This window comes from Pseudarthrobacter humi (assembly GCF_024294965.1).
Classification (GTDB): domain Bacteria; phylum Actinomycetota; class Actinomycetes; order Actinomycetales; family Micrococcaceae; genus Arthrobacter; species Arthrobacter humi.
Genome location: NZ_JANCLV010000006.1, coordinates 17432 through 43344, shown reverse-complemented (window position 1 = coordinate 43344; position 25913 = coordinate 17432). Strand labels below are relative to the sequence as shown.

The 25913-nt window shown below is 65.4% G+C and carries 23 protein-coding genes and 1 tRNA gene; 6 read left to right on the top strand and 18 right to left on the bottom strand.

Annotation, left to right across the window (positions count from 1 at the left end):
* Positions 1–10: 10 nt before the first annotated feature.
* Positions 11–1099 (bottom strand): ROK family glucokinase, encoded by a 1089-nt coding sequence (locus tag NFC73_RS10500; protein WP_254749962.1) that lies wholly within the window; start codon positions 1097–1099, stop codon positions 11–13.
* 179 nt (positions 1100–1278) lie between these two features.
* On the opposite strand from NFC73_RS10500, the gene NFC73_RS10495 reads away from it, so the two are divergent.
* Entirely contained in the window at positions 1279–3087 is a 1809-nt protein-coding gene (locus NFC73_RS10495; RefSeq protein WP_254749960.1) for an AMP-dependent synthetase/ligase, read from the top strand.
* A 97-nt stretch (positions 3088–3184) separates the two neighbouring features.
* Here NFC73_RS10495 and NFC73_RS10490 read toward each other — a convergent pair whose 3' ends face one another.
* Positions 3185–6580, bottom strand: a complete 3396-nt coding sequence (locus NFC73_RS10490) for a pyruvate carboxylase (RefSeq protein ID WP_254749958.1) — start codon at positions 6578–6580, stop codon at positions 3185–3187.
* 300 nt (positions 6581–6880) lie between these two features.
* Between NFC73_RS10490 and NFC73_RS10485 the strand changes: the two genes are divergently transcribed.
* Positions 6881–7702, top strand: a complete 822-nt coding sequence (locus NFC73_RS10485; RefSeq protein ID WP_254749956.1) for a ParA family protein — start codon at positions 6881–6883, stop codon at positions 7700–7702.
* A 106-nt stretch (positions 7703–7808) separates the two neighbouring features.
* Here NFC73_RS10485 and NFC73_RS10480 read toward each other — a convergent pair whose 3' ends face one another.
* The 5 genes from NFC73_RS10480 to gcvH form a co-directional block, all read right to left on the bottom strand.
* Positions 7809–8405: a MerR family transcriptional regulator gene (locus NFC73_RS10480; RefSeq protein WP_160669851.1), complete on the bottom strand. Its 597-nt coding sequence runs from the start codon at positions 8403–8405 to the stop codon at positions 7809–7811.
* Between the two features lie 237 nt (positions 8406–8642).
* Positions 8643–9146: a bifunctional nuclease family protein gene (locus tag NFC73_RS10475; RefSeq protein ID WP_056342311.1), complete on the bottom strand. Its 504-nt coding sequence runs from the start codon at positions 9144–9146 to the stop codon at positions 8643–8645.
* Positions 9146–9862, bottom strand: a complete 717-nt coding sequence (gene ftsR, locus NFC73_RS10470; protein WP_254750277.1) for a transcriptional regulator FtsR — start codon at positions 9860–9862, stop codon at positions 9146–9148. Before ftsR ends, NFC73_RS10475 begins: the two co-directional genes overlap by 1 nt.
* A 23-nt stretch (positions 9863–9885) precedes the next feature.
* The gene (locus NFC73_RS10465; protein ID WP_254749954.1) at positions 9886–10362 is read right to left on the bottom strand and encodes an FHA domain-containing protein; all 477 of its coding nucleotides are present in this window, start codon (positions 10360–10362) and stop codon (positions 9886–9888) included.
* A gap of 145 nt (positions 10363–10507) precedes the next feature.
* The gene (gene gcvH / locus NFC73_RS10460; RefSeq protein WP_056342321.1) at positions 10508–10894 is read right to left on the bottom strand and encodes a glycine cleavage system protein GcvH; all 387 of its coding nucleotides are present in this window, start codon (positions 10892–10894) and stop codon (positions 10508–10510) included.
* 118 nt (positions 10895–11012) lie between these two features.
* Between gcvH and NFC73_RS10455 the strand changes: the two genes are divergently transcribed.
* Both NFC73_RS10455 and NFC73_RS10450 read left to right on the top strand, forming a co-directional pair.
* Complete coding sequence (locus NFC73_RS10455; RefSeq protein ID WP_254749952.1) at positions 11013–11630, top strand: hypothetical protein; 618 nt, start codon at positions 11013–11015, stop codon at positions 11628–11630.
* A gap of 4 nt (positions 11631–11634) precedes the next feature.
* Positions 11635–12504, top strand: a complete 870-nt coding sequence (locus tag NFC73_RS10450; protein WP_254749950.1) for an Fpg/Nei family DNA glycosylase — start codon at positions 11635–11637, stop codon at positions 12502–12504.
* Positions 12505–12581: 77 nt separating this feature from the next.
* Here NFC73_RS10450 and NFC73_RS10445 read toward each other — a convergent pair.
* The 10 genes from NFC73_RS10445 to NFC73_RS10400 all read right to left on the bottom strand — a co-directional run bounded on the left by NFC73_RS10445 (position 12582) and on the right by NFC73_RS10400 (position 22286).
* Positions 12582–12658 (bottom strand) — tRNA-Pro (locus NFC73_RS10445).
* 147 nt (positions 12659–12805) lie between these two features.
* Positions 12806–14356 carry a ribosome biogenesis GTPase Der gene (gene der / locus NFC73_RS10440; protein WP_141140079.1) on the bottom strand — a complete coding sequence of 517 codons (1551 nt, stop codon included), beginning with the start codon at positions 14354–14356 and terminating at the stop codon, positions 12806–12808.
* Positions 14357–14366: 10 nt separating this feature from the next.
* On the bottom strand, positions 14367–15047 hold the full coding sequence (locus tag NFC73_RS10435; protein WP_254750275.1) for a lysophospholipid acyltransferase family protein: 681 nt from the start codon (positions 15045–15047) through the stop codon (positions 14367–14369).
* A gap of 31 nt (positions 15048–15078) precedes the next feature.
* Positions 15079–15792 (bottom strand): (d)CMP kinase, encoded by a 714-nt coding sequence (cmk, locus tag NFC73_RS10430; RefSeq protein ID WP_254749948.1) that lies wholly within the window; start codon positions 15790–15792, stop codon positions 15079–15081.
* Positions 15792–16901, bottom strand: coding sequence for a prephenate dehydrogenase (locus NFC73_RS10425; protein ID WP_254749946.1), 1110 nt, complete (start codon positions 16899–16901; stop codon positions 15792–15794). The genes cmk and NFC73_RS10425 overlap by 1 nt, the downstream gene beginning before the upstream one ends.
* Positions 16902–16904: 3 nt before the next feature.
* Entirely contained in the window at positions 16905–18212 is a 1308-nt protein-coding gene (locus tag NFC73_RS10420) for a pseudouridine synthase (protein WP_254749944.1), read from the bottom strand.
* A 110-nt stretch (positions 18213–18322) separates the two neighbouring features.
* Positions 18323–18892 (bottom strand): SMC-Scp complex subunit ScpB, encoded by a 570-nt coding sequence (gene scpB, locus NFC73_RS10415; RefSeq protein ID WP_254750273.1) that lies wholly within the window; start codon positions 18890–18892, stop codon positions 18323–18325.
* An 89-nt stretch (positions 18893–18981) separates the two neighbouring features.
* Positions 18982–19794 carry a segregation and condensation protein A gene (locus NFC73_RS10410; protein ID WP_254749942.1) on the bottom strand — a complete coding sequence of 271 codons (813 nt, stop codon included), beginning with the start codon at positions 19792–19794 and terminating at the stop codon, positions 18982–18984.
* A 6-nt stretch (positions 19795–19800) separates the two neighbouring features.
* Entirely contained in the window at positions 19801–20700 is a 900-nt protein-coding gene (locus tag NFC73_RS10405; RefSeq protein ID WP_056342349.1) for a ParA family protein, read from the bottom strand.
* Between the two features lie 242 nt (positions 20701–20942).
* Positions 20943–22286 carry a cation:dicarboxylate symporter family transporter gene (locus NFC73_RS10400; RefSeq protein ID WP_254749940.1) on the bottom strand — a complete coding sequence of 448 codons (1344 nt, stop codon included), beginning with the start codon at positions 22284–22286 and terminating at the stop codon, positions 20943–20945.
* Positions 22287–22427: 141 nt separating this feature from the next.
* On the opposite strand from NFC73_RS10400, the gene NFC73_RS10395 reads away from it, so the two are divergent.
* The gene (locus tag NFC73_RS10395) at positions 22428–24068 is read left to right on the top strand and encodes a sensor histidine kinase (RefSeq protein ID WP_254749938.1); all 1641 of its coding nucleotides are present in this window, start codon (positions 22428–22430) and stop codon (positions 24066–24068) included.
* Positions 24065–24778 carry a response regulator gene (locus NFC73_RS10390; RefSeq protein WP_254749936.1) on the top strand — a complete coding sequence of 238 codons (714 nt, stop codon included), beginning with the start codon at positions 24065–24067 and terminating at the stop codon, positions 24776–24778. Before NFC73_RS10395 ends, NFC73_RS10390 begins: the two co-directional genes overlap by 4 nt.
* 15 nt (positions 24779–24793) lie before the next feature.
* Here NFC73_RS10390 and NFC73_RS10385 read toward each other — a convergent pair whose 3' ends face one another.
* The gene (locus NFC73_RS10385; protein ID WP_254749934.1) at positions 24794–25891 is read right to left on the bottom strand and encodes a pyridoxal-phosphate-dependent aminotransferase family protein; all 1098 of its coding nucleotides are present in this window, start codon (positions 25889–25891) and stop codon (positions 24794–24796) included.
* Positions 25892–25913 lie beyond the last annotated feature (22 nt).

Below are 25913 nucleotides of genomic sequence, written 5' to 3'. Positions count from 1 at the left end.
GGAGCGTCCGTCACCGCATGCGGCTGCTGACGCGGGACAGGTCGGCTGCCCCGATAAGACCCGCGTTGGGTCCGAGCGCTGCCAGTTCGATGCCGGCCGCCGGACGGAAGCCGCGGCCCGTAAGGTTCCGGGCGAAGGCTTTGCGGGCGGGCTCCACCAGCAGGTCACCTGCCGAGCAGAGTCCCCCACCGATCACAAACAGTCCGGGATCCAACGATGCCGCCAGGTTCGCCAGTCCCAGGCCCAGCCATTCGCCCACTTCAACAACGAGTTCGCGGCAGGCCGCGTCACCGGCGAGTGCCAGTTCGGTGACAATCGCCCCGGTGATCTGCTCCGCATCACCGCCGACGGTGGCCAACAGTTCCTGGGCAACCGGAGAATTGGCGCGCGCCAGGATCCTCGCTTCCCGGCCCAGGGCGTTGCCAGAAGCATACTGTTCCCAGCAGCCCCGGTTCCCGCACTCGCAACGCTGCCCGCCGGGCATGATGATCTGGTGGCCGAACTCGCCGGCTACACCAAACCGGCCGCGCTCAACCCGCCCGTCCATCACCATGGCGCCGCCGATACCGGTACCGAGGGTGATGCATACCAGTCGGTCCTCCCCCTGCCCCGCACCAAAGCGCCATTCCGCCCAGGCCGCGGCGTCGGCGTCGTTCGTCAGCAGCACAGGACGCCGCAGGAGTCGCTGAAGGTTTGCCCGCAACGGCTCGTTGCGCCAGGCGAGGTGCGGACTGAAAAGCACGGTTCCGCCGTCCAGATCCATCCAGCCGGCCGCACCGATGCCCACTGACCAGACCCGGTGGCCGGCTCCCAGTTCGTCCACGAGCTCGACGATGACCTGCTCTACCGCACGCGGGTCGCTGCCGGGGGTGGACCGCCGGGCCTCGCTCAGGATCCTTCCGTCGGCGTCCACCACGCCGGCGGCGACCTTGGTGCCGCCGATATCGATGCCGATTGCCAGCCCCTTACGCCCGAGCCGCAGGTGCTCGCGGAACGTTTCCACTTGCCGGGGCCGGGGCCTCAATCCCAGCGGCCGCCGCCGCCAGGGGGCAGGACGTCGGAGCGGAGCGACTGGCTCGCCGGGGGGCGTTACATACATAGTGCTTCATTCTAGGCCGCCCGGGGCGGGCAGAGCCGGAGGCCGGGCCCGTGGCCGCCCCACTCCTCTTTGACTCCTATGTTACTGGCCAGTAGGTTTATTTCTGCACGGCCAAGTTGCAGGGCGTATTAGTCTTTAGGCATACCCTGTGCGGGTCTATGGATATCAAAGGAGCTATAGTGCGCGAATTCAGTGTTCCGCCCCTGGTTGTTGTCCCACCGGAAACCAACATCACCGATCTTGTGCTTCGGCAGGCAGCCAAGCCCAGCAACCCGGCACTCTTCTCGCGGCTGGACTCCGCAGGCACCTGGCGGGACGTCTCCGCCACGGATTTCCTGGCGGACGTCCAAGCCCTTGCAAAGGGCCTGATGGCCAGTGGCGTCGGAGCCGGCGACCGGGTGGGCATCATGTCCCGCACACGCTACGAATGGGCCCTCATCGACTTCGCCATCTGGTTCGCCGGTGCCGTCTCAGTGCCCATCTACGAGACCTCATCGCCGTCGCAGGTTGCCTGGAACCTTGGTGACTCCGGTGCAGTGGCCGCGTTCGGCGAGGCTGCCCACCACGAGGACATCATCCGGCAGGCGGCCACTTCGGAAGGCCTCACCGCCCTCCAGCACGTCTGGCAGCTCGAAGGCGGCGGACTGGACGCCGTCCGCGAGGCCGGCCGGGACGTCAGCGACGCCGACCTTGAGGCCCGCCGCTCATCGGCGCGGCTCAGTGACGTTGCCACACTGATCTACACGTCCGGCACCACCGGTCGGCCCAAGGGCTGCGAGCTGACCCACGGCAACTTCGTTGAGCTGTCCGACAACGCGCTGGCACTGCTTGGCGACGTGGTCAACGAGCAGGCAAAAACCATCATGTTCCTGCCTCTGGCGCACGTCTTTGCCCGCTTCATTTCGGTGCTGGCCGTGGCCGCCGGGGCCACCGTGGCGCACACCCCCGACATCAAGAACCTGCTGGCTGACCTGCAGAGCTATCAGCCCACGTTCATACTGGCCGTGCCGCGCGTCTTCGAAAAAGTGTACAACTCGGCCCTGACAAAGGCAGAGGACGGCGGCAAGGGTGCCATCTTCCACAAGGCCACGGAGACCGCCATCGCGTTCTCCAAAGCCCGCCAGGCCGGGCACGTTGGCCTGGGGCTGAAACTCAAGCACACAGTGTTCGACAAACTCGTTTACGGCAAGCTGCGCGCTGCGATGGGCGGGAACGTGGCCCATGCTGTGTCCGGCGGCGGTCCGCTCGGCGAACGGCTGGGCCACTTCTTCCAGGGCATCGGCCTGCAGATCCTTGAAGGGTATGGCCTGACCGAGACCACCGCCCCGATTTCCGTCAACACGCCGGCCCTGATCAAGATCGGTTCCGTGGGGAAGCCCCTGCCGGGCAACTCCGTCAGGATCGCCGAAGACGGCGAGATCCTGGCCAAGGGCGTCTGTGTGATGCGCGGCTACTACAAGCGCGATGACCTGATGGCGGAGACATTCACCGATGACTGGTTCCGCACCGGCGACATCGGACGGCTCGACGAGAGCGGCTTCCTGTGGATCACCGGCCGCAAGAAGGAAATCATTGTCACGGCCGGCGGTAAGAACGTGGTTCCGGCCCTGCTGGAGGACCAGATCCGGGCGGATGCGCTGGTCTCCCAGGTCCTGGTGGTGGGTGACAACCGGCCGTTCATCGGCGCCCTTGTGACACTGGACCAGGAGGCGCTGCCGGGCTGGCTCCAGCGGCATGGACTGCCGGCCACCACTACGCTCGACGAAGCGGTCGAGAACCCGGTGGTCAAGGCAGCCGTGCAGGACCTGATCACGCATGCCAACGCCTCGGTGTCGCAGGCGGAAGCCATCAAGTCGTTCCGGATCGTCGCATCGGACTTCACGGAAGCTTCCGGCCACCTGACGCCGTCGATGAAGGTGAAGCGGGCCCAGGTGATGAAGGACTTCGAGACAGTCATCGAGGAAATGTACGGCGCGCCGCGCGACTAGCGGATATCCATCCCCAGCAAACAACAGCGCGGGGTCACTTCCCGCCCCTCCGATGCACTCGGACGGGCGGGAAGTGACCCCGCGTTGTTTCTAGGGTCTACTCGACGACCAGGAGGAGGTCCCCGCCCTGGACCTGCTCCACCGCTGAAATGGCGAGCCGCGAGACTTTGCCCGCCGTCGGCGTCGTGATGGAGGCTTCCATCTTCATCGCTTCGATGGTGGCCACCGTGTCACCGGCGTTGACCGTGTCACCGGCCTTGACGGTCACCGTGACGGCACCGGCGAACGGCGCGGCGACGTGGCCCGGCTGGGCCGGGTCTGCCTTCTCGGCAGCCTTGACGTTGCTCACCACGGAGCGGTCACGGACCACAACGGGGCGGGACTGGCCGTTCAGGGTGCACATGACCGTCCGCATGCCCTTTTCGTCGGGCTCGGAAACAGCTTCCAGCGAGGCAATGAGCCGGACACCCTTCTCCAGCTGGATCTCGTGCTCGGCGCCGCGCTGCAGGCCGTAAAGGTAATCGCGGGTGTCGAGGACGGAAATGTTGCCGTACGTCTCCACGCTCTTGAGGTAATCCTTGGTGGGTCCCTCGAAGAGCAGGCGGTTCAGCGTGCTCTGGCGGGTCTTGGAATCACCCTGGAGCGCGGCGCTGTCCTCGGGGCTGAGGTCAACGTCGCGGACCTTGATGCTGCGACCCTGGAGCGCCTTGGTGCGGAAAGGTTCCGGCCATCCTCCGGGCGGGTCGCCAAGTTCGCCGGACAGGAAGCCGATGACGGAGTCCGGGATGTCGTAGTTCTGCGGGTTTTCGTTGAAGTCCGCCGGATCTGCGTTGAGGCCCACGAGGTGCAGGGCGAGGTCGCCCACCACCTTGGACGACGGCGTGACCTTCACCAGGCGGCCCAGGATCCGGTCCGCCGCGGTGTACATGTCCTCGATCGCCTCGAAGCGCTCCCCCAGACCCAGCGCCATGGCCTGCTGGCGCAGGTTTGACAGCTGGCCGCCCGGGATTTCGTGCTGGTAGACGCGGCCGGTGGGGCCCGGCAGGCCTGATTCGAACGGCGCGTAGACGCGGCGCACGGCTTCCCAATACGGTTCAAGGGAGCTGACTGCGTCAAGGCTCAAGCCGGTGTCCCGCGGGGTGTGCGCCAGCGCCGCCACCAGGGCGGAGGCGGACGGCTGGCTGGTGGTCCCGGCCAGCGAAGCGGAGGCAACGTCAACAGCGTCCACGCCGGCGTCAACTGCCGCCAGCAGGGTGGCCAGCTGGCCGCCTGCCGTGTCATGCGTGTGGAGGTGGACCGGGAGGTCGAAGCGTTCGCGCAGTGCGGCCACGAGCTTGGCGGCCGCTGCCGGGCGGAGCAGTCCGGCCATGTCCTTGATGGCCAGGATGTGCGCGCCGGCATCCACAATCCGCTGGGCCAGTTCCAGGTAGTAGTCCAGCGTGTAGAGCTTCTCGTCCGGGTTCAGCATGTCGCCGGTGTAGCAGAGTGCTACCTCGGCGACCGCAGTCCCGGTGGCACGGACGGCGCGGATGGCCGGGGCCATCTGGTTCACGTCGTTGAGGGCATCGAAGATGCGGAAAATGTCGATACCTGTGGCGGCGGCCTCATTGACGAAAGCCACGGTCACTTCTTCCGGGTACGGCGTGTAGCCCACCGTGTTCCGGCCACGCAGCAGCATCTGCAGGCAGACATTGGGCAGCGCCTTCCGCAGGGCGGCCAGGCGGTCCCAGGGGTCCTCGCCGAGGAAGCGCAGGGCCACATCGTAGGTGGCGCCGCCCCAGGCCTCAACGGACAGGAGTTCCGGCAGGAGGGCTGTGACCGCGGGACCGGCTGCGACGAGATCGCGGGTACGCACGCGGGTGGCCAGCAGGGACTGGTGGGCATCACGGAACGTGGTGTCGGTGACGGCCACGGCGGTCTGCGCACGCAGGGCCTTGGCGAAGCCTTCGGGGCCAAGCTCCCGGAGGCGCTGGCGCGATCCCGGCGCTGCCTGCCGGTCCCCAACGGCCGGGAGTTTGGCGGCCGGATCCGAGTGCACTGTCAGCTCGCCGTTGGGCTTGTTGACCGTGACTTCGGCCAGCCAGGTCAGGAGCTTGGTGCCGCGGTCCGCGGAGACCCGGGCCTTCAGCAGCTGGGGACGCTCGTCGATGAAGTTGGTGGCGACGTTGCCGGCAATGAAGTCAGCATCGTCAAGCACGGCCTGGAGGAAGGAAATGTTGGTGGACACACCCCGGATGCGGAACTCCGCGAGAGCCCGGCGTGCGCGGGCCACGGCGGCCGGGTAGTCGCGGCCGCGGCAGCTCAGCTTCACGAGCATGGAGTCGAAGTGGGGACTGATTTCGGCACCCGAGTACACGGTGCCGCCGTCGAGCCTTACACCGGCGCCGCCGGCGGAGCGGTAGCCGGTGATCTTCCCGACGTCGGGCCTGAACCCGTTGGCCGGGTCCTCGGTGGTGATGCGGCACTGCAGCGCTGCGCCCTTAAGCTGGACCGTCTCCTGGGAGAGGCCAAGGTCCGCGAGGGTCTCGCCGGAAGCGATCCGAAGCTGTGCCTGCACCAGGTCAACGTCCGTCACTTCCTCAGTGACGGTGTGTTCGACCTGGATGCGGGGGTTCATTTCGATGAAGACGTGCTGTCCGGCGCGTTCGCCGACGGTGTCCACCAGGAACTCTACGGTTCCGGCGTTGACGTAGTTCAGGGCCTTGGCGAACTTCACCGCGTCACGGTAAAGGGCCTGGCGGATGCCTTCGTCCAGGTTGGGCGCGGGGGCGATCTCGATGACCTTCTGGTGGCGGCGCTGGATGGAGCAGTCACGTTCGAAGAGGTGTATGACGTTGCCCTCGGCGTCGGCCAGGATCTGCACCTCGATGTGGCGCGGGCGGAGCACGGCCTGCTCCAGGAACATGGTGGGGTCACCGAATGCCGCATCGGCTTCGCGCATGGCGGCCTGCAGGGCCTCGGGAAGGGCTTCCCTCGTGTCGACGCGGCGCATGCCACGTCCGCCGCCGCCGGCGACGGCCTTGGCGAAGATGGGGAAACCGATCTCGTCGGCTGCCGCGATCAGCTCATCCATGTCCTTCGAGGGTTCACTCGATTTCAGGACCGGAACACCGGCCTCACGGGCAGCCTTCAGTGCTGCCACCTTGTTTCCGGCCAGCTCAAGCACCTCAGCCGGGGGCCCAACGAAGGTGATGCCGGCTTCCTGGGCTGCGCGGGCGAGATCGGGGTTTTCCGAAAGGAAGCCGTAGCCGGGGTAGATGGCGTCGGCGCCGGATTCCTTGGCGACGCGGACCACTTCGGCAACGTCCAGGTAGGCCCGGACGGGATGCCCCACTTCGCCGATCAGATATGCCTCATCGGCTTTCTGGCGGTGGATCGAGTTTCGGTCCTCATTGGGGAAAACGGCAACGGTCTTGGCGCCCAGCTCGTAGCTGGCGCGGAAGGCCCTGATCGCGATTTCGCCGCGGTTGGCCACCAGAATCTTGGAAAACATAATTCTCCTGCATCATTGCGGGTGTGTCGGTAAGTGGTCACAGTGTCTAAGACCCGCGCTTAGAAATACAAATCATTGTGGCCACAGTCACAGAAACTTCCGTCATGTCCCGCGTGCATCGACGGAGGCTGGCAAACCGGCCACCCATACCATCGCCGTGCCATGCCGCGTCCCCATAAGACGGGATTCACCGGCGCAGCCACATATGATGAGTAAGGCGGCTCGAGCCGCCGGCTTCGGCAGTGCCGGAGCAAACATTACCCCCAACACGGCAGCGGGCGTTAGGTTTTGGTCTCACAAGTGCAAGTAGTCAGCATCAGCAGCCTCAAGGGCGGAGTCGGCAAGACGTCCGTCACCACAGGATTGGCGTCTGCGGCGCTTGCCGCGGGCATCCCCACACTGGTGGTGGACCTCGATCCGCATGCGGACGCGACCACTGCCCTGGGCGTCCAGCCCGGCGACCAGCTGGACATCGGCAGGATGCTCAAGAGCCCCCGCCGGGCCAAGCTCGCGGACAATGTCGCGGGCAGCTCCTGGACGGCTCGGGCGCATACCAACGGATCCGGACCGGCCGTCCTGGACGTAGCCGTGGGTTCGGCGTACACGGGCATCTACGACCGTCCCGACCTTGGCCGCCGGGATCTTCGCAGGCTTTCCGCGGTCTTGGCCGGCGCGGACCGCTACGAGCTGGTCCTCATCGACTGCCCGCCGTCGCTGAACGGGCTGACCCGGATGGCCTGGTCCGCGAGTGACAAAGTAGCCCTCGTGGCCGAGCCGGGACTGTTCTCGGTGGCGGGGACGGAACGGACCATGCGCGCCATCCAGCTGTTCAAGCAGGAATTCGCGCCGAACCTATCCCCCGCAGGGATTGTGGCCAACCGCGTTCGCACCGGCTCCTCCGAACACACGTACCGGCTCGCGGAAATGGAATCGATGTTCGGTGACCTGCTGCTGAGCCCACGCATCCCCGAACAGGCGAACTGGCAGCAGATCCAGGGCGCGGCCCACCCGGTGCACCACTGGCCCGGCGAATCCGCGAAGACATCCGCTGCGTTGTTCGACGCGCTCCTGGTCAACCTTCTGGCGACCGGAAGCGGCCTGCGAAACCGAACCCAGCGTTAGTCCCTGGGCAGCCCCCGCTGCTGCTGCCCAGGGTTCCGAGGACAACAGGAAGAGGCCACCCCCGCCGGGGGTGGCCTCTTCCTGTTGGTGTTGTGCAAGCCTGTTGTCAGCCGATCTTGCGGGAAGCGCGCCGCTTGCTCAGCTCGTCGTCGGGAAAGGACTGTTCGGCGGCGTGTTCGCTCGGCAGGGAAGCCAGGCTGCCTTCGACTTCGCGCCACACCCGGCCCACGGCGATGCCGAAAACGCCTTGGCCACCCTGGACAAGATCGATGACCTCGTCGGCGGAGGTGCATTCGTACACGCTCGCGCCGTCGCTCATGAGCGTGATCTGTGCCAGATCCTCCACGCCGCGTTCGCGCAGGTGTTCCACTGCCGTGCGGATCTGCTGAAGGGAAACACCGGTGTCCAGAAGCCGCTTGACTACCTTGAGGACGAGAATGTCCCGGAAGCCGTAGAGTCGCTGCGAGCCGGAGCCTGCGGCGCCGCGGACCGCGGGCTCAACCAGCCCGGTGCGTGCCCAGTAGTCCAGCTGGCGGTACGTGATGCCGGCCGCCTTGCAGGCCGTGGGGCCGCGGTAGCCGGCGTCCTCGTCCAGAACGGGAAGGTCTTCGGTAAACAGGAGGCCCTGGGCACCGCTCGCGGGCACAGCCACACCAGCCGTTGTGGGCTGCTTCAGCCCGCCTGCTTCGCCTTTGGGACTCACCTGGATCCTCCTTGTCATAAGCTCCCGGGGACCACTGCATCAGCCGGTGCACACATGAAGTCCATGCATGTAATTTCGCGGGGTCGTACTTTTACAGTGTGACTTGCGCGGCTGCTGTAAGCAATGGGAGCTTGATACCTTCGACGTTAGGCCCGCCGTGCCCCAAGGTCAAAGATCTAGGCCGCTTGGCACTGGCGTGTCGGAACTTTCAGGCTCAACTTTAACCTTAACGTGACCTCAGCCGTCGAAGTCCTCGGGCTCCACATCGTCCAGGAACTCACGGAAGCGCCGCAGTTCGCGCTCCTCGTCCACGGTGGGGCCCGGGTCAGTGTCCTCCCCCTCGTCATGCTCGGTAATACGGACTCCGGCTTCATCCATTACCGAGTCGGCACACCAGATGCGGCATTTGGCCCGCAACGCGATCGCGAGGGCGTCCGATGCCCGCGAGCTGACGGTGGTGCCGTTCTCGAACTGGAGCTGGCCATAAAAGATGTTGTCCTCAACGGCCACAATGTTGACGCTGACAACCGAATGGCCCAGGGACTCCACCACGTCCACCAGGAGGTCGTGGGTCATCGGGCGCGGAGGCACTACCCCTTGCTGGGCCAGGGCGATGGCACTTGCCTCTGGAGTCCCGATCCAGATGGGCACGTGCCGTTCGCCGTGAATCTCGCGCAGCAGGACGAGCGGCTGGTTGGACGGCAGTTCGATGCGAACGCCTACGATCTCCACTTCGATCATCAGATGTCCATACGTGAGATACGGTCCTGGACCAGTGCCCGGTGCAGGACCAGGCAGAGGTCGCTGATTTCGCGGGCCGCTTCAGCAGCCCGCGCCTGTGACGCGGAATCGCGCCGGGACGCGAGCGGCGCAACTGCCCGCTCCACCAGCCCGAATTCACGTTCCGCGGCGGCCTGGAACGGCCGCAGGTGGCGGGGTTCAAGGCCGTGGCTCTCCAGCTGCACGCAGGCACGGGCCACTTGGAGGGCGTGCTCGTCGAACTTGCCGTTGCTGTGGCTGATCAGCCCGAAGCTCAGCAGCGATTGGAGTAACGGAATGCTGGCGCCGGACTCGGTCCGCAGCTGTTCCTCGCTGAATTTCCGGCCGCGGTTCTGAAGCTCCACGGCAAGTTCATCCGAAACGATCCGCGGCGAAACCACGACGCCGGGCGGCAGGTTCTCCGGCCGCTCTCCCCTGTCGATCGCATCAAGGTAGTCCTTGATGACCTTCAGTGGAAGGTACTGGTCCCGCTGCAGTGCCAGCACAAAACGGAGACGTTCGACGTCACCGTCCGAGTACTGCCGGTATCCGGCCGGAGTACGGCGCGGATTGATCAGTCCCTTTTCCTCGAGGAACCTGATTTTCGACGCGGTCATTCCTGGAAAGTCGCCGCTGAGTTGCGCGAGGACTTCCCCGATGTTCAAAACTTGGGGCCCCCGGCGTTCCGGTTGTGCCATTGCCACGGGCACGTGTCCCGGGATCAGGCGCGGCCTGCTGCGCGGGCAGGGCTCAGGTAGAAGGTGAGTCGGAACTTGCCGATCTGGACTTCGTTCCCGGACTTTAGCTCAACGCTGTCCACGCGGTCGTGGTTAACGTAGGTGCCGTTGAGGCTGCCGGTATCCACCACTTCAAAGCTCCGCGCTGTACGGCGGAACTCGACGTGGCGCCGGGATACGGTGACGTCATCAAGGAAGATGTCGGCGTCAGGATGCCGGCCAGCCGTGGTGATGTCCGTGTCGAGCAGGAAGCGGGCGCCCGCGTTCGGGCCGCTGTGGGCAACCAGGAGCGCGGAACCGGCGGGCAACGCCTCCACGGATGAACGCTCGTCCATGGACAGCTTGGGGGCGATAGTGGGCTCGTCGGAGACGGGAGTCAGATGGATCGAGGTGGTCTCCGAAGCCCTGGCCGCGCCTGTGGCGTACTCGCCTTCGGCAGGGTCCTGTTTGTGGCCAACCATGGATTCCTCCTCTTTCGCTGCAGCTCTCACGCCTGCAATCAACTTTTGCCCTGACGGATCCGCCTCGCGGATCCGATGCCGGGCCCCGATCCGGCCACTGACGTGCGAAGACGCCCGTTGGCCGGACCGGATGAACCCGTTAGCTTCAGCCTACCTGCTGTTCGTACTCGGATGCACTGAGCAGGGATTCCACAGCGTCCGCTTCTGCCAGCCGGATCTCGATCAGCCAGCCGTCACCGTACGGATCGGAGTTGATCAACGCCGAATCGGTGTCGAGGGATTCGTTGCGTGCCACGACTTCGCCGCTGACCGGAGCATAGATGTCACTGACGCTCTTGGTGGATTCGACCTCGCCCACGACTTCGTTTGCGGTGACTTTGGTGCCGGCTTCCGGCATCTGGGCATAGACAACATCTCCGAGTGCGTCCTGCGCGAAGTCGGTGATGCCCACCCGGACCACGCCGTCGGCGCTCGGTGCGGATACCCACTCGTGCTCGGCGGTGTAGGACAGGTCTTCGGGAATGTTGCTCATCAGAGGCCTTTCATCGGGTCAATCACCAATGTCAACGGGGCCTGGAAAACAAGCCGCCGCTGAAAGTATAGGCACAACTCCACGGGCGTTCGAGGAGGATTCTGACATGATGAGACTCATGAGATCACATGCACAGGAATCGCCCGCGAAAAAGGCGAACTGGGCTGCGCGGATCATCCTCGTTGCGGTGGCGTTGGTGGTCCTCACCATCGCTTACTTTGCCTTGGCGGCCATCCTCCCGGTCTGGTGGGCGAATGTTATCCGCAACCAGGTCCAGGGCAATCTTGGGGCGGGCATCCTGGTGGGGATGTTTTACGGGTTCGTTTTCACGTTCGTCCCCCTCCTCGTGGCCTGGCAGGCCACACGCAAATCCGTGAGCTGGCCCTGGAAGCTGACCATCCTCGTGGCCGCTGTGGCTCTCGCGTCCCCGAACCTGCTGACCGCCGGGATCATGTTCGGCAGCTCGCAGGCCGCCCATAACGGACAGCGGATCCTTGGCACAGAGGCAACCTGGTTCCCGTTGTGGACACAGATCTCAGCCATCGCCGCCGTCGTGATCCTTGTGGTTGGCCTGATCCTGTGGAGGGTCTGGCGGCAGCGCGGCAAAAAGATGAAGGTGCTCAAGAAGGCAGTTGCCGAGCGTTCCCTGGCTGCGAAGGCCGCCAATGACTCCGCGGCCAGCTCACCTGCTCCCGAGGCGCCGGCCGCACCCGACAGCCAGGCTGACCGCAGGTAAAGCCATGCCGGAGCTTCCCGAGGTTGCAGGCCTGGCCGGTTTCCTGGACGAGCACCTGCGCGGAGCGGTGGTGCGGAAAGTCCAGATCGTTTCCTTTGCCGTGCTGAAGACAGCGGATCCGCCGTTCACAGCGTTGGAGAACTGCACCGTCGCCGGCGTGCGGCGGTTTGGGAAGTTTGTCAGCATTGACACAGACGGGCCGTCGTTTGTCTTCCACCTCGCCCGGGCAGGCTGGGTCCGCTTCACGGACTCGCCCACAGACACCCAGCTCCGGATGGGAAAGGGCTACATCGCCGCCCGGCTGGCGTTCACCGGGCCTGACGGTGCCCATGGCATGGATCTCACCGAGGCGGGGACCAAGAAGAGCCTAGCCGTGTACGTGGTGCGCGACCCCCATGATGTGCCGGGCGTCGCGGCGCTGGGCCCGGACCCGTTCAGCGCAGCGTTCGACGCCGACATGCTGGCGGAAATTCTCGGCTCCACGTCCCAGCAGATCAAGGGCGTCCTGCGGAGCCAGAGCGTGATCGCGGGGATCGGGAACGCCTACAGCGACGAGATCCTGCATGCTGCGAGGATCTCCCCCTTTGCCACTGCCAAGTCCTTGGACCGCGGCACGGTGCAGGTGCTTTATGACGCCATCCACAGCGTGCTCGGAACAGCCCTGGCCGAAGCCGAAGGCAAGCCGCCCAGCGAGCTCAAGGACGTCAAACGCAGCCACCTGCGGGTCCATGCCCGCACCGGCGAAGCCTGCCCGGTGTGTGGTGACACAGTCCGGGAGGTGTCTTTCGCGGATACTTCCCTGCAGTACTGTCCCACCTGCCAGACCAAGGGAAAGATCCTGGCGGACCGCAGGACGTCGAAGTTCCTGAAATAGGCCAGGCCGCGAAACATCCGAAAGGACGGCACAAAACAGAAGCGTCCCGGAGAAAATTCTCCGGGACGCTTCTGTTTTGGTCGGGCTGACAGGATTTGAACCTGCGACCCCTTGACCCCCAGTCAAGTGCGCTACCAAGCTGCGCTACAGCCCGTTAGTTCCGCCGTTCTCCGCTGCGTTTACTCCTGATGTTAGCCAGGATTTCAACTCAGCAGTCCGGCCGAACCACCTTGAAAAGCTTACACGATTCCGGAGGGTGCAAGTGACACTTTGCCGCCTGCACGCCGCCGGTGTGTCCTAATTAACGCTTCTTGCCGCGCTTTTCGCGGACACGCATGTTGACCTCGATGGGCGTGCCCTCGAAACCGAACGTCTCACGGAGCCGACGCGTGATGAAGCGGCGGTAGCCCGGGTCCAGGAATCCGGTGGTGAACAGCACAAACTTCGGCGGCCGGCTGGACGCCTGCGTGCCGTACAGGATGCGCGGCTGCTTGCCGCCGCGGACCGGGTGCGGGTGCGCCGCCACAAGCTCGCCGAGGAAGGCGTTGAGCTTGCCGGTGGGAATGCGCCTGTCCCAGTTCTCCAGGGCCAGGTCCAGGGCGGGAACCAGGCGGTCCTTGTGCCAGCCCGTCAGTGCGGAGATGTTGACCCGGGGCGCCCAGGCCACGTGGGCCAGGTCCTGTTCGATTTCGCGTTCCAGGTAGGTGCGGCGTTCGTCGTCGAGCAGGTCCCATTTGTTGAAGGCCAGCACCAAGGCGCGGCCCGACTCGATGGCCAGCTGCAGGATGCGGACGTCCTGTTCGCTGAGGACCTCATCCACCGCGAGAAGAACGACGGCGACCTCCGCCTTTTCGAGCGCGGCCTGCGTCCGGAGGGAGGCGTAATAGTCGGCGCCCTGCGCCATGTGCTGGCGGCGGCGGATGCCTGCCGTGTCCACAAAGCGCCACGTGCGGTCGCCGAGCTCAATGAACTCGTCCACCGGATCACGCGTGGTGCCGGCGGTGTTGTCCACTACTACACGTTCGGATCCTGCCAGCTTGTTCAGCAGTGATGACTTGCCCACGTTCGGGCGGCCGATCAGTGCGATGCGGCGGGGTCCGCCCGAGCGTTCCAGGCCCTCAATGGTGGAGAACTCCGGCAGGGTGTCCATCACGTGGTCCAGGAGGTCGGCCACGCCGCGTCCGTGCAGGGCCGAGACGGGGTATGGCTCGCCAAAGCCGAGGCCCCACAGGGTGGCGGAGTCCGCTTCCTGGGCGAAGTCGTCCACCTTGTTGGCCACCATGATGACCGGCTTCTTGCTGCGGCGGAGCATCTTCATGACGCCCTCGTCCGTGGCGGTGGCGCCCACCGCGGAGTCGACCACGAAGAGCACGGCGTCGGCCATTTCCACGGCCATTTCCGCCTGTTCGGCCACCCGTGCGTGGATGCCGCGGGCATCGTGCTCCCAGCCGCCGGTGTCCACCAACGTAAAGTTGCGCCCGTTCCAGTGTGCCGAGTACATCACCCGGTCCCGCGTCACGCCGGGAGTATCCTCGACCACGGCTTCGCGGCGGCCGAGGATGCGGTTCACAAGGGTGGATTTGCCCACGTTGGGACGGCCGATGATGGCAAGCACGGGATCGAGCTTGACCGGACCGTCGAAGTCCTCGTCGTCGTAGTTCCCGCTCAGCAGGGCGGCGTCTTCCTCGTCAAGCTCGTAGTCGTCCAAGCCGGCGCGGAGTGACGCGGCACGCATCTCCGCTTCGTCGTCGTCGATGGCGGCCAGCCGCTCGGCGACCTGGTCCGTGCCGGTGGGCGTGTATTCGTCTTCGCCGGCGCCGGAGTGGCTGGAGGTTTGAGTCGTATCGCTCATTGCACTTTCCTTAGTGGTCATCTGCCGGCGTCCCGGCTACTGCTGTGAAGTTCGTGCGGAAATCCGCGTGGGGCAAAGGCTGCCCACTGTGTTGGATGGTTTCCTGGACGTGCCCCGCAAGCGCAGCGCGGATTTCCATTCCCGCCCTGTCCATTGAAGCACGGCCCGTTTCGCCGGGGTTTCGGCTGAGGGTCAGTGCGCTGCCGAAGCTGACGTGGAACCGCCGCCCGGGTCTGGGTACTGTGTCGAGGTGTTCGCTGCCCGTCCGGGTGCCGAGGATCGCTACGGGGACCACCGGGGCGCCCGAGTTCAGCGCCAGCCAGGCCACCCCGTTGTTGATGTCTATTGCCTGGCCGCTCCCCCGGGTTCCTTCCGGAAGAATCCCGATGCAGCGGCCGGCGTCGAGCATGTTCTTGCCCAGCAGCAGCGCAGCCCGGTCCCCGGAGCGGTCAACCGGCAGCTGGCCGGAGGCCCGAAGGACCCGACCCAGCAAACCCTTGAACATCTCCTTCTTGACCAGGATGTGCATGGGACGCGGCGACGCGCCGAACATCACCGGCCCGTCCAGGAAACTAATGTGGTTGCCGGCAAAAATCACCGGCCCGCCCGTAGGCACGTTGTCCCGGCCAGTGACGGACGTCCGGTACACCACGTGGTCCAGGAGCCAGCCGACGGGCCGGCTCCAGGTCATGGTCAGGCGGGAGGGACGCCGCACGCTGCGGTCAGTCACGGTTAAGCACCTTCGTGACGATCACGAGCGCCGCGTCCACGGTCTCGGCGAAGTCCAGATCGGAAGAATCCAGGGTGACAACACCGTCGGCAGCCTGGGTGAAGTTCACCACCGTGGAATCCTTGGCGTCACGGTGGGTGACCTGGGCGGCGAGCTGCTCCGCATTCTGCGTGCCGCCCAGCTGGATGCCGCGGCGGCGAAGCCGGGCCTCCTCACTGGCAGTCAGCAGCATGCGGACTTCCGCGCCCGGGGCCACGACCGTAGTGATGTCCCGGCCCTCCACCACGATGCGGCGGTGGTGCTTTTCAATAAGCTCACGCTGCCGGCGGATCAGTTCGGTCCGGGCACCCAGGGTGGTTGCCACCGCACTGACCGCCGACGAAATTGCCGGTTCACGGATGGCGTCCGTAACGTCGACGCCGCCCACGCGGACGTATTCCTCCCGCGGCGTGGTGCTCAGTTCCAGGACCAGGTCCCGGGAGGCCTGCTCCACGGCGGCGGCGTCGCTCAGGTCAATTCCGCTGGTGACGCAGAACCAGGTCAGGGCACGGTACATGGCGCCGGTGTCCAGGTAGGCAAGGTGCAGCCGGCGGGCCACTTCCTTGCTCACGCTGGACTTGCCGGAGCCTGACGGCCCGTCGATGGCAACCACCAGGGGCCTGCCGACGCGCAAGGCCGGAAGGGTGTCAAGAAGTTCTTGTGTCATTACTGCAATACCCGCCATCCGCGGTCGTTGAGTGCTTCGATCAGATGGTCATGCTTGTTCGGCAGCACGGACAGTTCCACCATGCCCACGTTCTGGCCCGAGGAATGGTCCAGCCGAAGGTCCTCCACGTTCACGCCGATCTCACCGATTTCGGTGAGGAGCTGCGCGATCTGTCCCGGCCGGTCATCCACGAGGACCGTCAGCCAGGAGTAGGCCTGCGGCGGGCCACCGTGCTTGCCCGGAATACGGGCCTGCCCGGCATTGCCTTCGCTGATCAGCTGGGCCAGGTCAAGCCTGGCGCCGGGCGCAAGCGGCTCCTCGAGCGTACCGATGAGCCGGTTCAGGTCCTCGCGGACTCCGTACAGGATCTCCACGACCTTCCCCGCGTTGCCGCCCAGGATCTGGACCCACAGCGTGGGATCGCTGGCGGCAATCCGCGTGGTGTCCCGGAGCCCGTTGCCGGCGAGGGACAGCGCATGGAGCGGCGTCCCCTGCAGCCGGCTGGCCAGCAGGGAGGACATGATCTGGGGCAGGTGCGACACCAAGGCGACGGCTTCGTCGTGTTCGTCGGCAGTGAACTGGGAAACCACAGCTCCCAGGTCCGTGGCCAGGGAACGCGCAGTCTGCACGGCAGCCGCGGATGACTCCGGGCCCGGACAAACCACCCACGGCATGGACGTGAAGAGCTCGCCGCGGGCCGCAACCGGCCCGGACTTTTCGCGCCCTGCCATCGGATGCGTGCCCACATAGCGGGCGAGGTCCGCGCCGCGGCCGCCCAACTCCGCCAGGATGGCGGCCTTGACGCTGGCGATGTCAACCACCACGGAATCCGGGTAGTCGGCAAGCGCACGGGACACGACGTCGGCGGTCACATCCGGCGGTGCTGCCACCACCACAAGTTCCGGCGCCTCGTCCCCGAGCTGGTCCAGGGGCTGGCCGGCACCGATGTCGACGGCCACCGCCTGGTTGGTCGGCGACGGGTCAGACAGGAACACGGGCACGCCGCGCCCACGCAGGCCCAGCCCGATGCTGGCACCGAGCAGGCCGGTGCCAATCACCAAGACCGGCCCATTGAGATGCCCCCGCCCGTGGGAGCGAAATGCGGACATGCCTCAGAGTCCTACGGATGCCAGCAGGTGGCCGACTTCCTGCTTGCCAAGGTTGCGGATGCTGCCCTGGCGCTGGTCGCCCAGGCCAATGGGACCCACCTTGACGCGCACCAGCCGCAGGACCGGGAACCCGACGGCGTCGAACAGGCGACGGACAATCCGGTTCTTCCCCGAGTGCAGGATCACTTCGATCAGCACGTGGCCCGGAGTCGAGTCCACCAGCTTGAAGGAGTCAACCGAGGCAAAGCCATCCTCGAGTTCCACACCTTCCCTGAGCTGGGCGCCGACTCCCTGCGGGAACGGGCCGCGGACCTGGACCAGGTAGGTCTTGGGGACCTCGTAGGACGGGTGGGTCAGCCGGTTGGCCAGTTCGCCGTCGTTAGTCAGAAGCAGCAGACCTTCGGTGGCGACGTCCAGCCGGCCCACGTGGAACAGGCGTTCGCCCTGGTGGGTCTTCCGTACAAAATCGCTGATGCAGGGACGGCCATCGGGGTCTTCCATGGTGGACACCACGCCCTTGGGCTTGTTGAAGACCATGTACACGAGGTTTTCATCCAGCTGGATGCGCAAGCCATCAACGTGGATGACCGCTGTCTTGGGGTCCACGCGGACACCAAGCTCAGTGACCACCTGGCCGTCGACCTCTACACGACCTTCGGCGATCATCTCTTCGCAGACGCGGCGCGAAGCCACGCCGGCCTGGGCCATGACCTTCTGCAGGCGGGTGCCGTCGGCGTCGTGCATTTCCGACTGCTGAACGTCACCGCGGGGTCCGCGCTTGCGGGCAGGCTTCCGGACGGGGCCAAGGTTCTGGCCAAACCGTTCGCTGCCGAAGGCGCGTGACGCCGCCGCTCCGGGCCTGCCGGTGCGCGGCTTGGGCTTGAGTGCGCCGGGGGTTCCGGGAGCCTTGTTGGCGCCCGGTTTGCGGGCAGCAGGCTTGCGTGCCGATGTGCTGCCGGCTGGCTTCCATTCGGAGGCACCGCGTCCGGCCTGTGCCGACGCCGGGGCGTCGCCGGGATCCACAAATGGCTCCTCGCGAGGCCTCGGGGCCTTGTACGGCCGGTCGCCGCCGGCGAATCCGGCGTTACGCTTGCCTGCGCCGGCGCGGAATCCGCCGCCCGCCGCGCTGGGGCGGCCGCTGCCGCCCTGTGCAGGGTTCCGGCTTGCGCCGCCCTGCGCCGGATTGCGGCCGGCCGCCGGATTGCGGCTGGCCGCTGGATTGCGGCTGGCGCCGCCCTGTCCGGCATTGCGTTCTGAACTGTTGCGTCCCGAACTGTTACGTGGTGAACCCTGGCGTCCCGCCTGTGTCATGACCCGTCCTTCGTTATTTGGCCGGTTGGTTGTCCAAGAACAACCCTAGCCAGCCATGCAGAAATTATCTGCCCTTATGAATATTCGTGTGTGCACGCGGGATTTCCCGCCTACATTCTGTCTGCGTCGTAGAACTCCGCGATGCCCTCGAGCCCCGGAAGATGGGGTGAGAGCTGGGGCAGTTCCGCTGCGGAGCCGATTCCCATCCGTTCGAGGAAATACGACGTGGTCCGGTAGAGGATGGCTCCCGACTCGGGATCGTGTCCTGAATCTTCGATCAGCCCGCGCTGGGTCAATGTCCGTACGACAGAATCGACATTGACTCCTCGAATTGCAGACACCCTGGCCCTGGAGACAGGCTGGCGATACGCGATGACAGCCAATGTTTCCAAGGCCGCCTGCGTGAGCCTGGCCGTCTGACCCTCAAGCACAAACCGTCCGACGATCTCGGCGAAGTCTGCGCGGGAGTAGATCCGCCAGCCACCGGCGATGTTCCGCAATTCGAAACCCCGGGGGCTGGCGCTGAAACCAGCATCGCTGGCACGGTCCATGTCCGGGGCTTTAACAGTATAGCCGCTATACTCCCGCTGCAGTTCCGCCAGTAACTGCTCGACGACGGCGACGGTCAGGTTAAGCCCGGCCGCCAGCTCAGTAGCGCTGGCCGGTTGGTCCAGGACCATCAGGACCGCCTCGAGTGCAGCCTTGGCACCGCCGGGAAGATCCCGGACGTCCAGGACCGGCTCCGCTCCGGGCTCCGGAAGTTCTTGGCTCACGACAGTTCCTCGTATTCTTCGCTTAGGTTTTCTGTTGACCAGTCCCGGCCATCCACCATCCAGTGCACGGTGAGATCGCCCAGGGGCGACACCTGGTCGAAGGAGACTGCCCTGTCCCGGAACATCTCCAGCAACGCGAGGAACCTGGCCACCACTACGAGCGTGGAATCGGCGTCGGCGATCAACGCGCGGAACGACAGGGGCTTCCCCAGCTGGAGCCGGAGCCCCAGGATCTCCGCCTGTTCCTTCACGCTGACGGTACCGCCATGCAGGTGGGCAAGGCCCACCTCGGTGGGCTGTGGCATCTTGGGCTTCAGGGCGGACTCGGCCAGGCGGGCGAACTGGTCCGGCGAGTGCTTCCACACCAGTTCCGGGAGCATGGCGGCGAAGTGCTCCTCCAGCGCAACCTGGCGCGGAAACCGGCTGGCTTCCTGTTCCAGGGTTCCGGCCATCAGGGCTGCCACCTGTTTGAAGGCCTTGTATTGGAGGAGCCTCGCAAAAAGGAGGTCACGCGCTTCCAGCCGGGCGATGTCCTCATCGTCCTCGACTTCACCGGCGGGCAGGAGCCGTGCCGCCTTGAGGTCCAGGAGGGTGGCGGCGATGACCAGGAATTCGCTGGCTTCATCCAGCGCCCATTCCTCACCGAGCTTCTGGAGCTTCCTGATGTACTTGATGAACTCATCAGTGACGGTGGCAATGGCCACCTCAGTGATGTCCAGCTGGTGCTTGGCGATCAGGCCCAGCAGGAGGTCGAACGGGCCGGTGAAGTTGGCCAGCCGCACCTCAAAGCCGGGTTTGGACTCGGCCACGCGTAATTAGGGTGCGCCGCCGCGCGAAATCAGCTCTTTGGCCAGGCGGCGGTAGGCATCGGCGCCGATATGGCTGCCGGCGTAGCTGGTGATCGGCTCGGCCGCGACGGTGGCGTCCGCGAACTTGATGGAGCGTTTGATGACGGTCTCGAAGACTTTGTCGCCGAAGGCTTCCACCAGGCGGGTGATGACTTCGCGGCTGTGCAGGGTGCGGGCGTCGTACATGGTGGCCAGGACACCATCAACCTGCAGGCCGGGGTTCAGCCTGTCCTGGACCTTGTCGATGGTTTCCACCAGCAGGGCGACCGCACGGAGCGCGAAAAACTCGCAGATCAGCGGGATGATCACGCCGTGGGCGGCGGTCAGGGCGTTGACCGTCAGCAGGCCCAGGGAGGGCTGGCAGTCAATCAGGACGACGTCGTAATCGTCTTCGACTTTTTTCAGCGCCCTGTCCAGGACCTGCTCACGGGCGACTTCATTGACCAGCTGCACTTCTGCGGCGGAGAGGTCGATGTTGGCCGGCAGCAGGTCCACGTTTTCGACGCCGGTCTGGTGGATGGCGTCGCGGATGTCCACCTTGCGGTCCATGAGGACGTTGTAGACCGTCAGGTCCAGTTCGTGCGGGTTGATGCCCAGGCCCGCGGACAGCGCGCCCTGCGGGTCGAAGTCAACCAGCAGCACCCTGCGGCCGTATTCAGCAAGGGCCGCTGCCAGGTTGATGGTGGATGTGGTTTTGCCAACGCCGCCCTTTTGGTTGACCATGGCGATCACGCGCGCGGGACCGTGGGACGACAGCGGGGCGGGTTCCGGAAATTCGCGGTGGGGGCGCCCGGTGGGACCCATCACGGCGTCTTCCAGATCGAGTTCCGTGCCTTCCAGAGTTGCCGAACCCTGTTCGCTGCTCACGTATCTATCCACACTTTCGATGACGGTGATTTTCCTGCCGCTGGAGCTCCAGCGCCGATCCTGCTTTCCACCTAGGCTACAGGCCCCGACACGGTATTCGAGGGAACTTGACTTTGCATGGATTCTGAGCCTTTACCTTCTGGTAGAGGTCGAAGGTTGGCCTCCCGCACGCAGGAACCGCCCGCACAGCCGGGGCTGTGCGGGCGGTCCGCAGCTTGGTCAGGATTCCGTGCCGGTCGCCCCTAGGCGTTGGCCAGGGCCGGTGCCTTGGCGGAATCGGCCACCGGCTCGCCGTGTCCGGCGATCATGGTCTGCTCGTCGAAGGGGGCTCGGCCCGAGAGGACCTCGCCCACCTGCTTGGTGTCGATTTCCTTGACCCAGGTACCGATCAGCACCGTGGCAACCGCATTGCCCGTAAAGTTGGTCAACGCCCGGGCTTCGGACATAAAGCGGTCAATACCAACGATCATGCCCACGCCGCCCAGCAGCTCCGGCTTGTGTGCCTGGAGTCCTGCAGCCAGAGTTGCCAGGCCTGCACCGGTCACGCCGGCTGCGCCCTTGGAGGCAATGATCATGAAGATGAGCAGGGATACCTGAGCACCCAGGTCCAGTGGCGTACCCATGGCATTGGCCACGAACAGCGACGCCATAGTCAGGTAAATTGCGGTGCCGTCCAGGTTGAAGGAGTATCCCGTGGGTACGGTGACGCCAACGACCGGCTTGGACACACCCAAGTGCTCCATCTTGGCGATCAGGCGTGGCAGCGCTGCTTCGGAAGAGGAGGTGGAGAAGATCAGGAGGTATTCGCGGCCCAGGTACTTCATCAGCTTGAAGATATTGACGCCGGTCACCATCTGCAGCAGGCCGCCGAGGATCACCACGATGAAGAGGGCGCAGGTGATGTAGAAGGCGGCCATGAGGGTGAACATGCTCACGATTGCCTGGAAACCGGTAGCTCCGACGACGGCGGCGATGGCACCGAAGGCGCCCACCGGAGCAAGCCACATGATCATGATGAGGATCCTGAACACAACTACCTGGCCGTGGCCGATGGCTTTGAGGACAGGAGCACCCTGCGCGCCCATCTTCTGGAGGGCGAAGCCTACGAGGATGGCGGCGAAGAGTGTGGGCAGAACGGGAATGTCGCCCGGAATAATGCCTAGGAGGAAAGCAACCGTGCTGTCCACTTCGGCCTTTTTATTGGGGTCGTACGCCGCCAGCTTCAAACCCTCACCCGGGTGGATGAGGTTGCCTACCACCAGGCCGATGCCCAGGGCGAACGTGGACATGAGCACAAAGTAGCCCAGGGCCAGGCCGCCCACCTTGCCGACCGTAGCGGCTTTGGCGATGGAGCCGATGCCCAGGACGATGGTGCAGAAAATGATCGGTGCAATCATCATTTTGATGAGCTTGATAAAGCCGTCACCGAGGGGCTTCAGTGATTTGCCGACCTCGGGGAAAAGCAGGCCGACGAGGGCGCCCAGGATCACGGCGGCAATAACGGCAATGTAAAGATAGTGTGATTTGTCCAAGCCCTTGCGCCGCGTCTTCACGGTGCCGAGCGACTCTCCTCGTTGAGAAGCCATGATGTGTCTCCTTATGGATAATCTGGTAGACGCTGCGGCGCATTCTCTGGGCTCATCGCGTCGGTCCGGTGTGATATCCATCATTGGCCACCCCGTGACTTAGCTCACTGTTGCGTTCATATTGGTCATGGGAGGTGCTTGATGTTCCACCGCTGGAGTATCGCCCGCAGGCTGTTCGTGGCGAATCTGCTGATTGTGCTGGCCTTCATTGCGGTGGCGGGCACCGCAACGTTCGTCGATGCCAGGGACCGGAGCTATGAGGAAGCCGGCCGGCGGATGGCCGGTGTTGCTGCCGCCGTCGCCGCTAATCCGCTGGTCCTCCAGGCCGCGGACCGAACGGATCCGTCGGCGTTGCTCCAGCCCTACGCACTGGACGTCATGGCCGGATCCGGAGCGGACTTCCTCACCATCATGGCGCCGGACAGAACGCGGTGGACGCACCCCCGGGACGAGGAGCTGGGCAGGCCGTATATCGGCTCCATCGAGGCGTCGCTGCGTGGCGAAGTGTTCACCGAGGTCACAGCAGGAACGCTGGGGCCGTCGGTGCGGACCGTTGTTCCGGTCAGGGATGCCGCGGGCAACGTCAAGGCGCTGGTTGCCGCCGGGGTCACGGTCCGGACAGTTGACGTTGCACTCTCCGGCCGGCTGCCCGCACTGCTGGTCCTCGGCCTGGCCCTGCTCGGGGGCGGATCCTTGGCGTCCTGGCTGTTGGGCCGCTACCTGCGCCGCGTGACCAGGGGGTGGGGGCCGGAGCAGCTGGCGCAGCTGTTCGCCTACTACGAATCGGTCCTGCATTCGGTGCGTGAGGGGCTGATCCTGATCGACACCAAGGGCCGGGTGGTCATGTACAACGACCAGGCCGCTGAGCTGTTGGGACTGGAACCACGCGATTCGGAAGACGATCCGTCCAGGCCGCCCTCCCTGAAGGACCTCCCGCTGTCCCCCAGCTTGAAGGAACTCTTTGAATCCGGCCGCACGGCCCACGACGAAATCCACCTGACGGGCCCGCGGATCGTGGTGGTGAACCAGGGTCCGGCCGTCGGGCCCGACTCTCCCGGCCTCCGCCGCCCCGCGGTGTTCGGCACCGTGGCCACCATCCGGGACCGGACGGAGATCGAATCCCTGGGCAGTGAACTCGAAACGATGCGGACGCTGTCCGACGCCCTCCGCGCCCAGACCCACGAGCACGCCAACCGGCTGCACACCATGGTTTCCCTGCTGGAACTGGGCCGAACCCGGGAGGCCTTGGAATTCGCCACCAAGGATCTCGAACTGAGCCAGCAACTGACCGACGAGATGGTGAGTTCCGTGGACGAGCCGGTTCTCAGCGCCCTGATCATGGGGAAGGCCGCCGAAGCGAATGAGCGCGGAGTGAAGCTGACGCTCTCCACCGAGGGGTCCGCGTCCGTTGCCGGCCTGGCTGTCCAGGACCTTGTCACCATCCTGGGAAACCTCTTGGACAACGCGATCGACGCCGCCGCGGATGGCGCGGCTCCCAGGACAGTGGAGCTGACCGTGGAGTCCGATGCCGAGGGCCTGGACATCACCGTGGCGGATTCCGGCCCAGGCGTGGACCCCGCCGCCGTGGAGGACATTTTCCGGCACGGCTTCAGCACCAAGGCGTCCGGTCCGTTCGGACGCGGCATTGGCCTGGCCCTCGTCCGCCAGGCCGTGCAGCGCCTGGACGGTACCATGACCATCACAGGCAAGGACGGCGCACGCTTCCATGTCTTCCTGCCGGCCATGGCCGCCGGGACCGACAAAGAGGAGCAGTTCCAGTGACCGATATCCGAGTCCTCGTGGTGGAGGACGAACCGGTGGCGTCGGCCGCGCACTCGGCCTACGTGGGGAGGATGGCAGGGTTCACTGTTGCCGGGACGGCCCCTGACGGCCAGTCTGCGCTCAGGATCCTGACAGATCTGGCGGCAGCCGGCCAGCCGGTGGAACTGGTCCTCCTCGACATGAACCTTCCGGACCTGCATGGCCTGGACATCGCCCGCCGGATGCGTGCGGCAGGAATCCTGGCGGACATCATTGCCATCACCGCGGTCCGGGAAGTGGCGATTGTCCGCAGCGCCGTCGCCATCGGCGTGGTCCAGTACCTGATCAAGCCCTTCACGTTTGCCACGTTCGAAGACAAGCTTTCCAGCTACCGGCTGTTCCGGCAGCAACTGGCTTCCCCGGAGGCCGGTGCCGGCAGGACCGGCGCCTCCCAGAGCGAGGTGGACCAGGCCTTCGCAAGCCTCCGGGCGCCGTCGGAACTGCCCCTGCCCAAGGGCCTCTCAGTCTCCACTCTCGACTCAGTCCAGGCGTACCTGAAACAGCATTCGGAATCTGTTTCAGCTACGGAAGTCATGGCCGCCCTGGGCATGTCCCGCGTGACAGCCAGGCGCTACCTCGAATACCTCGCCGACGCAGGCCGCGTTTCCCGGGCCCCCCGCTACGGCACGCCCGGCCGGCCGGAGAACGAATACGGCTGGAAGCGGCCCTGAGCCTACAGGGTGCGGCTAGGCAGCGGAGATGGCTTCCTTGAGGGCCCCCAGCACCAGAGTCACTGATGCGGCGTTTGCGTTCGGGCCCATCATTCCGATCCGCCAGACGCTGGAAGTGTATTTGCCCGCCCCTGAGCCAATCTCGATGCTGAAGTGCTCCAGCAGATGGCGGCGTACGGCCGCGGAGTCGACGCCGTCCGGGACCTTGACAGTAGTAAGGCTGGGCAGCCGGTGGCCCTCGGCCGCGAACAGCTCAAGTCCCATCTCCTGGATTCCCGCCTGCAACGCGGCCCCTGCCGCGCGGTGGCGCGCCTGAACCGCATCCAGTCCCTCGGCCAGGATTCTTTGCAAGCCCGCCTCGAGACCGGCGATCATGGTGACCGGCGGCGTGTGGTGGTAGGTTCTGCCGCTGCCGCTGGCGGCCCCGACGTAACCGCCCAGCAGACCGACGTCCAGGTACCAGGAGCGGGGATCCTTGATCCTTCGCTCGAAGGCCTCACCCGACATGGTGAAGGGCGACAGCCCTGGCGGCACGCCGAGGCATTTCTGGGTGCCGGCATAGCCGACGTCGATTCCCCAGTCGTCTGCCAGGAGTTCCAGTCCGCCGATGGATGTCACGGCGTCCACAATTAACAGCGCATCACCCTTGTTCTGCCCGAGCGATGCGACGTCGGACAGCACGCCAGTCGACGTTTCGGCGTGGACGGCCGCAATCACCTTCGGCCGCGGGTGGGCCGTCAGCACGCGTTCGACGTCGATGGGCGTGCCCCATTCGTGGTCTACACGAACCACGGTGGCACCGCAGCGGCGGGCCACCTCACACATGCGCTCACCGAAGAGGCCGTTGACGGCAATCACTGCCACATCGCCGTCGTCCACGGTGTTCACAAAAGCCGCTTCCATGCCGCCGGAACCGGTGACGCTCAAGGGCAGCGTGCGGGCATTCTGAGTCCCCCAGACCGTGCGGAGGCCTTCGCAGGTGTTGTCGAGCCGTTCAATGAACACCGGATCCAGGTGCCCGATCACCGGATGCGCCAACGCGGCGGTCACTTCCGGGTAGCAGTTGCTCGGTCCCGGACCGAACAGGAACCGCGAGGTCAAAGCCTGTGGCATTGGAACTCCTTCGTTGGGGGCT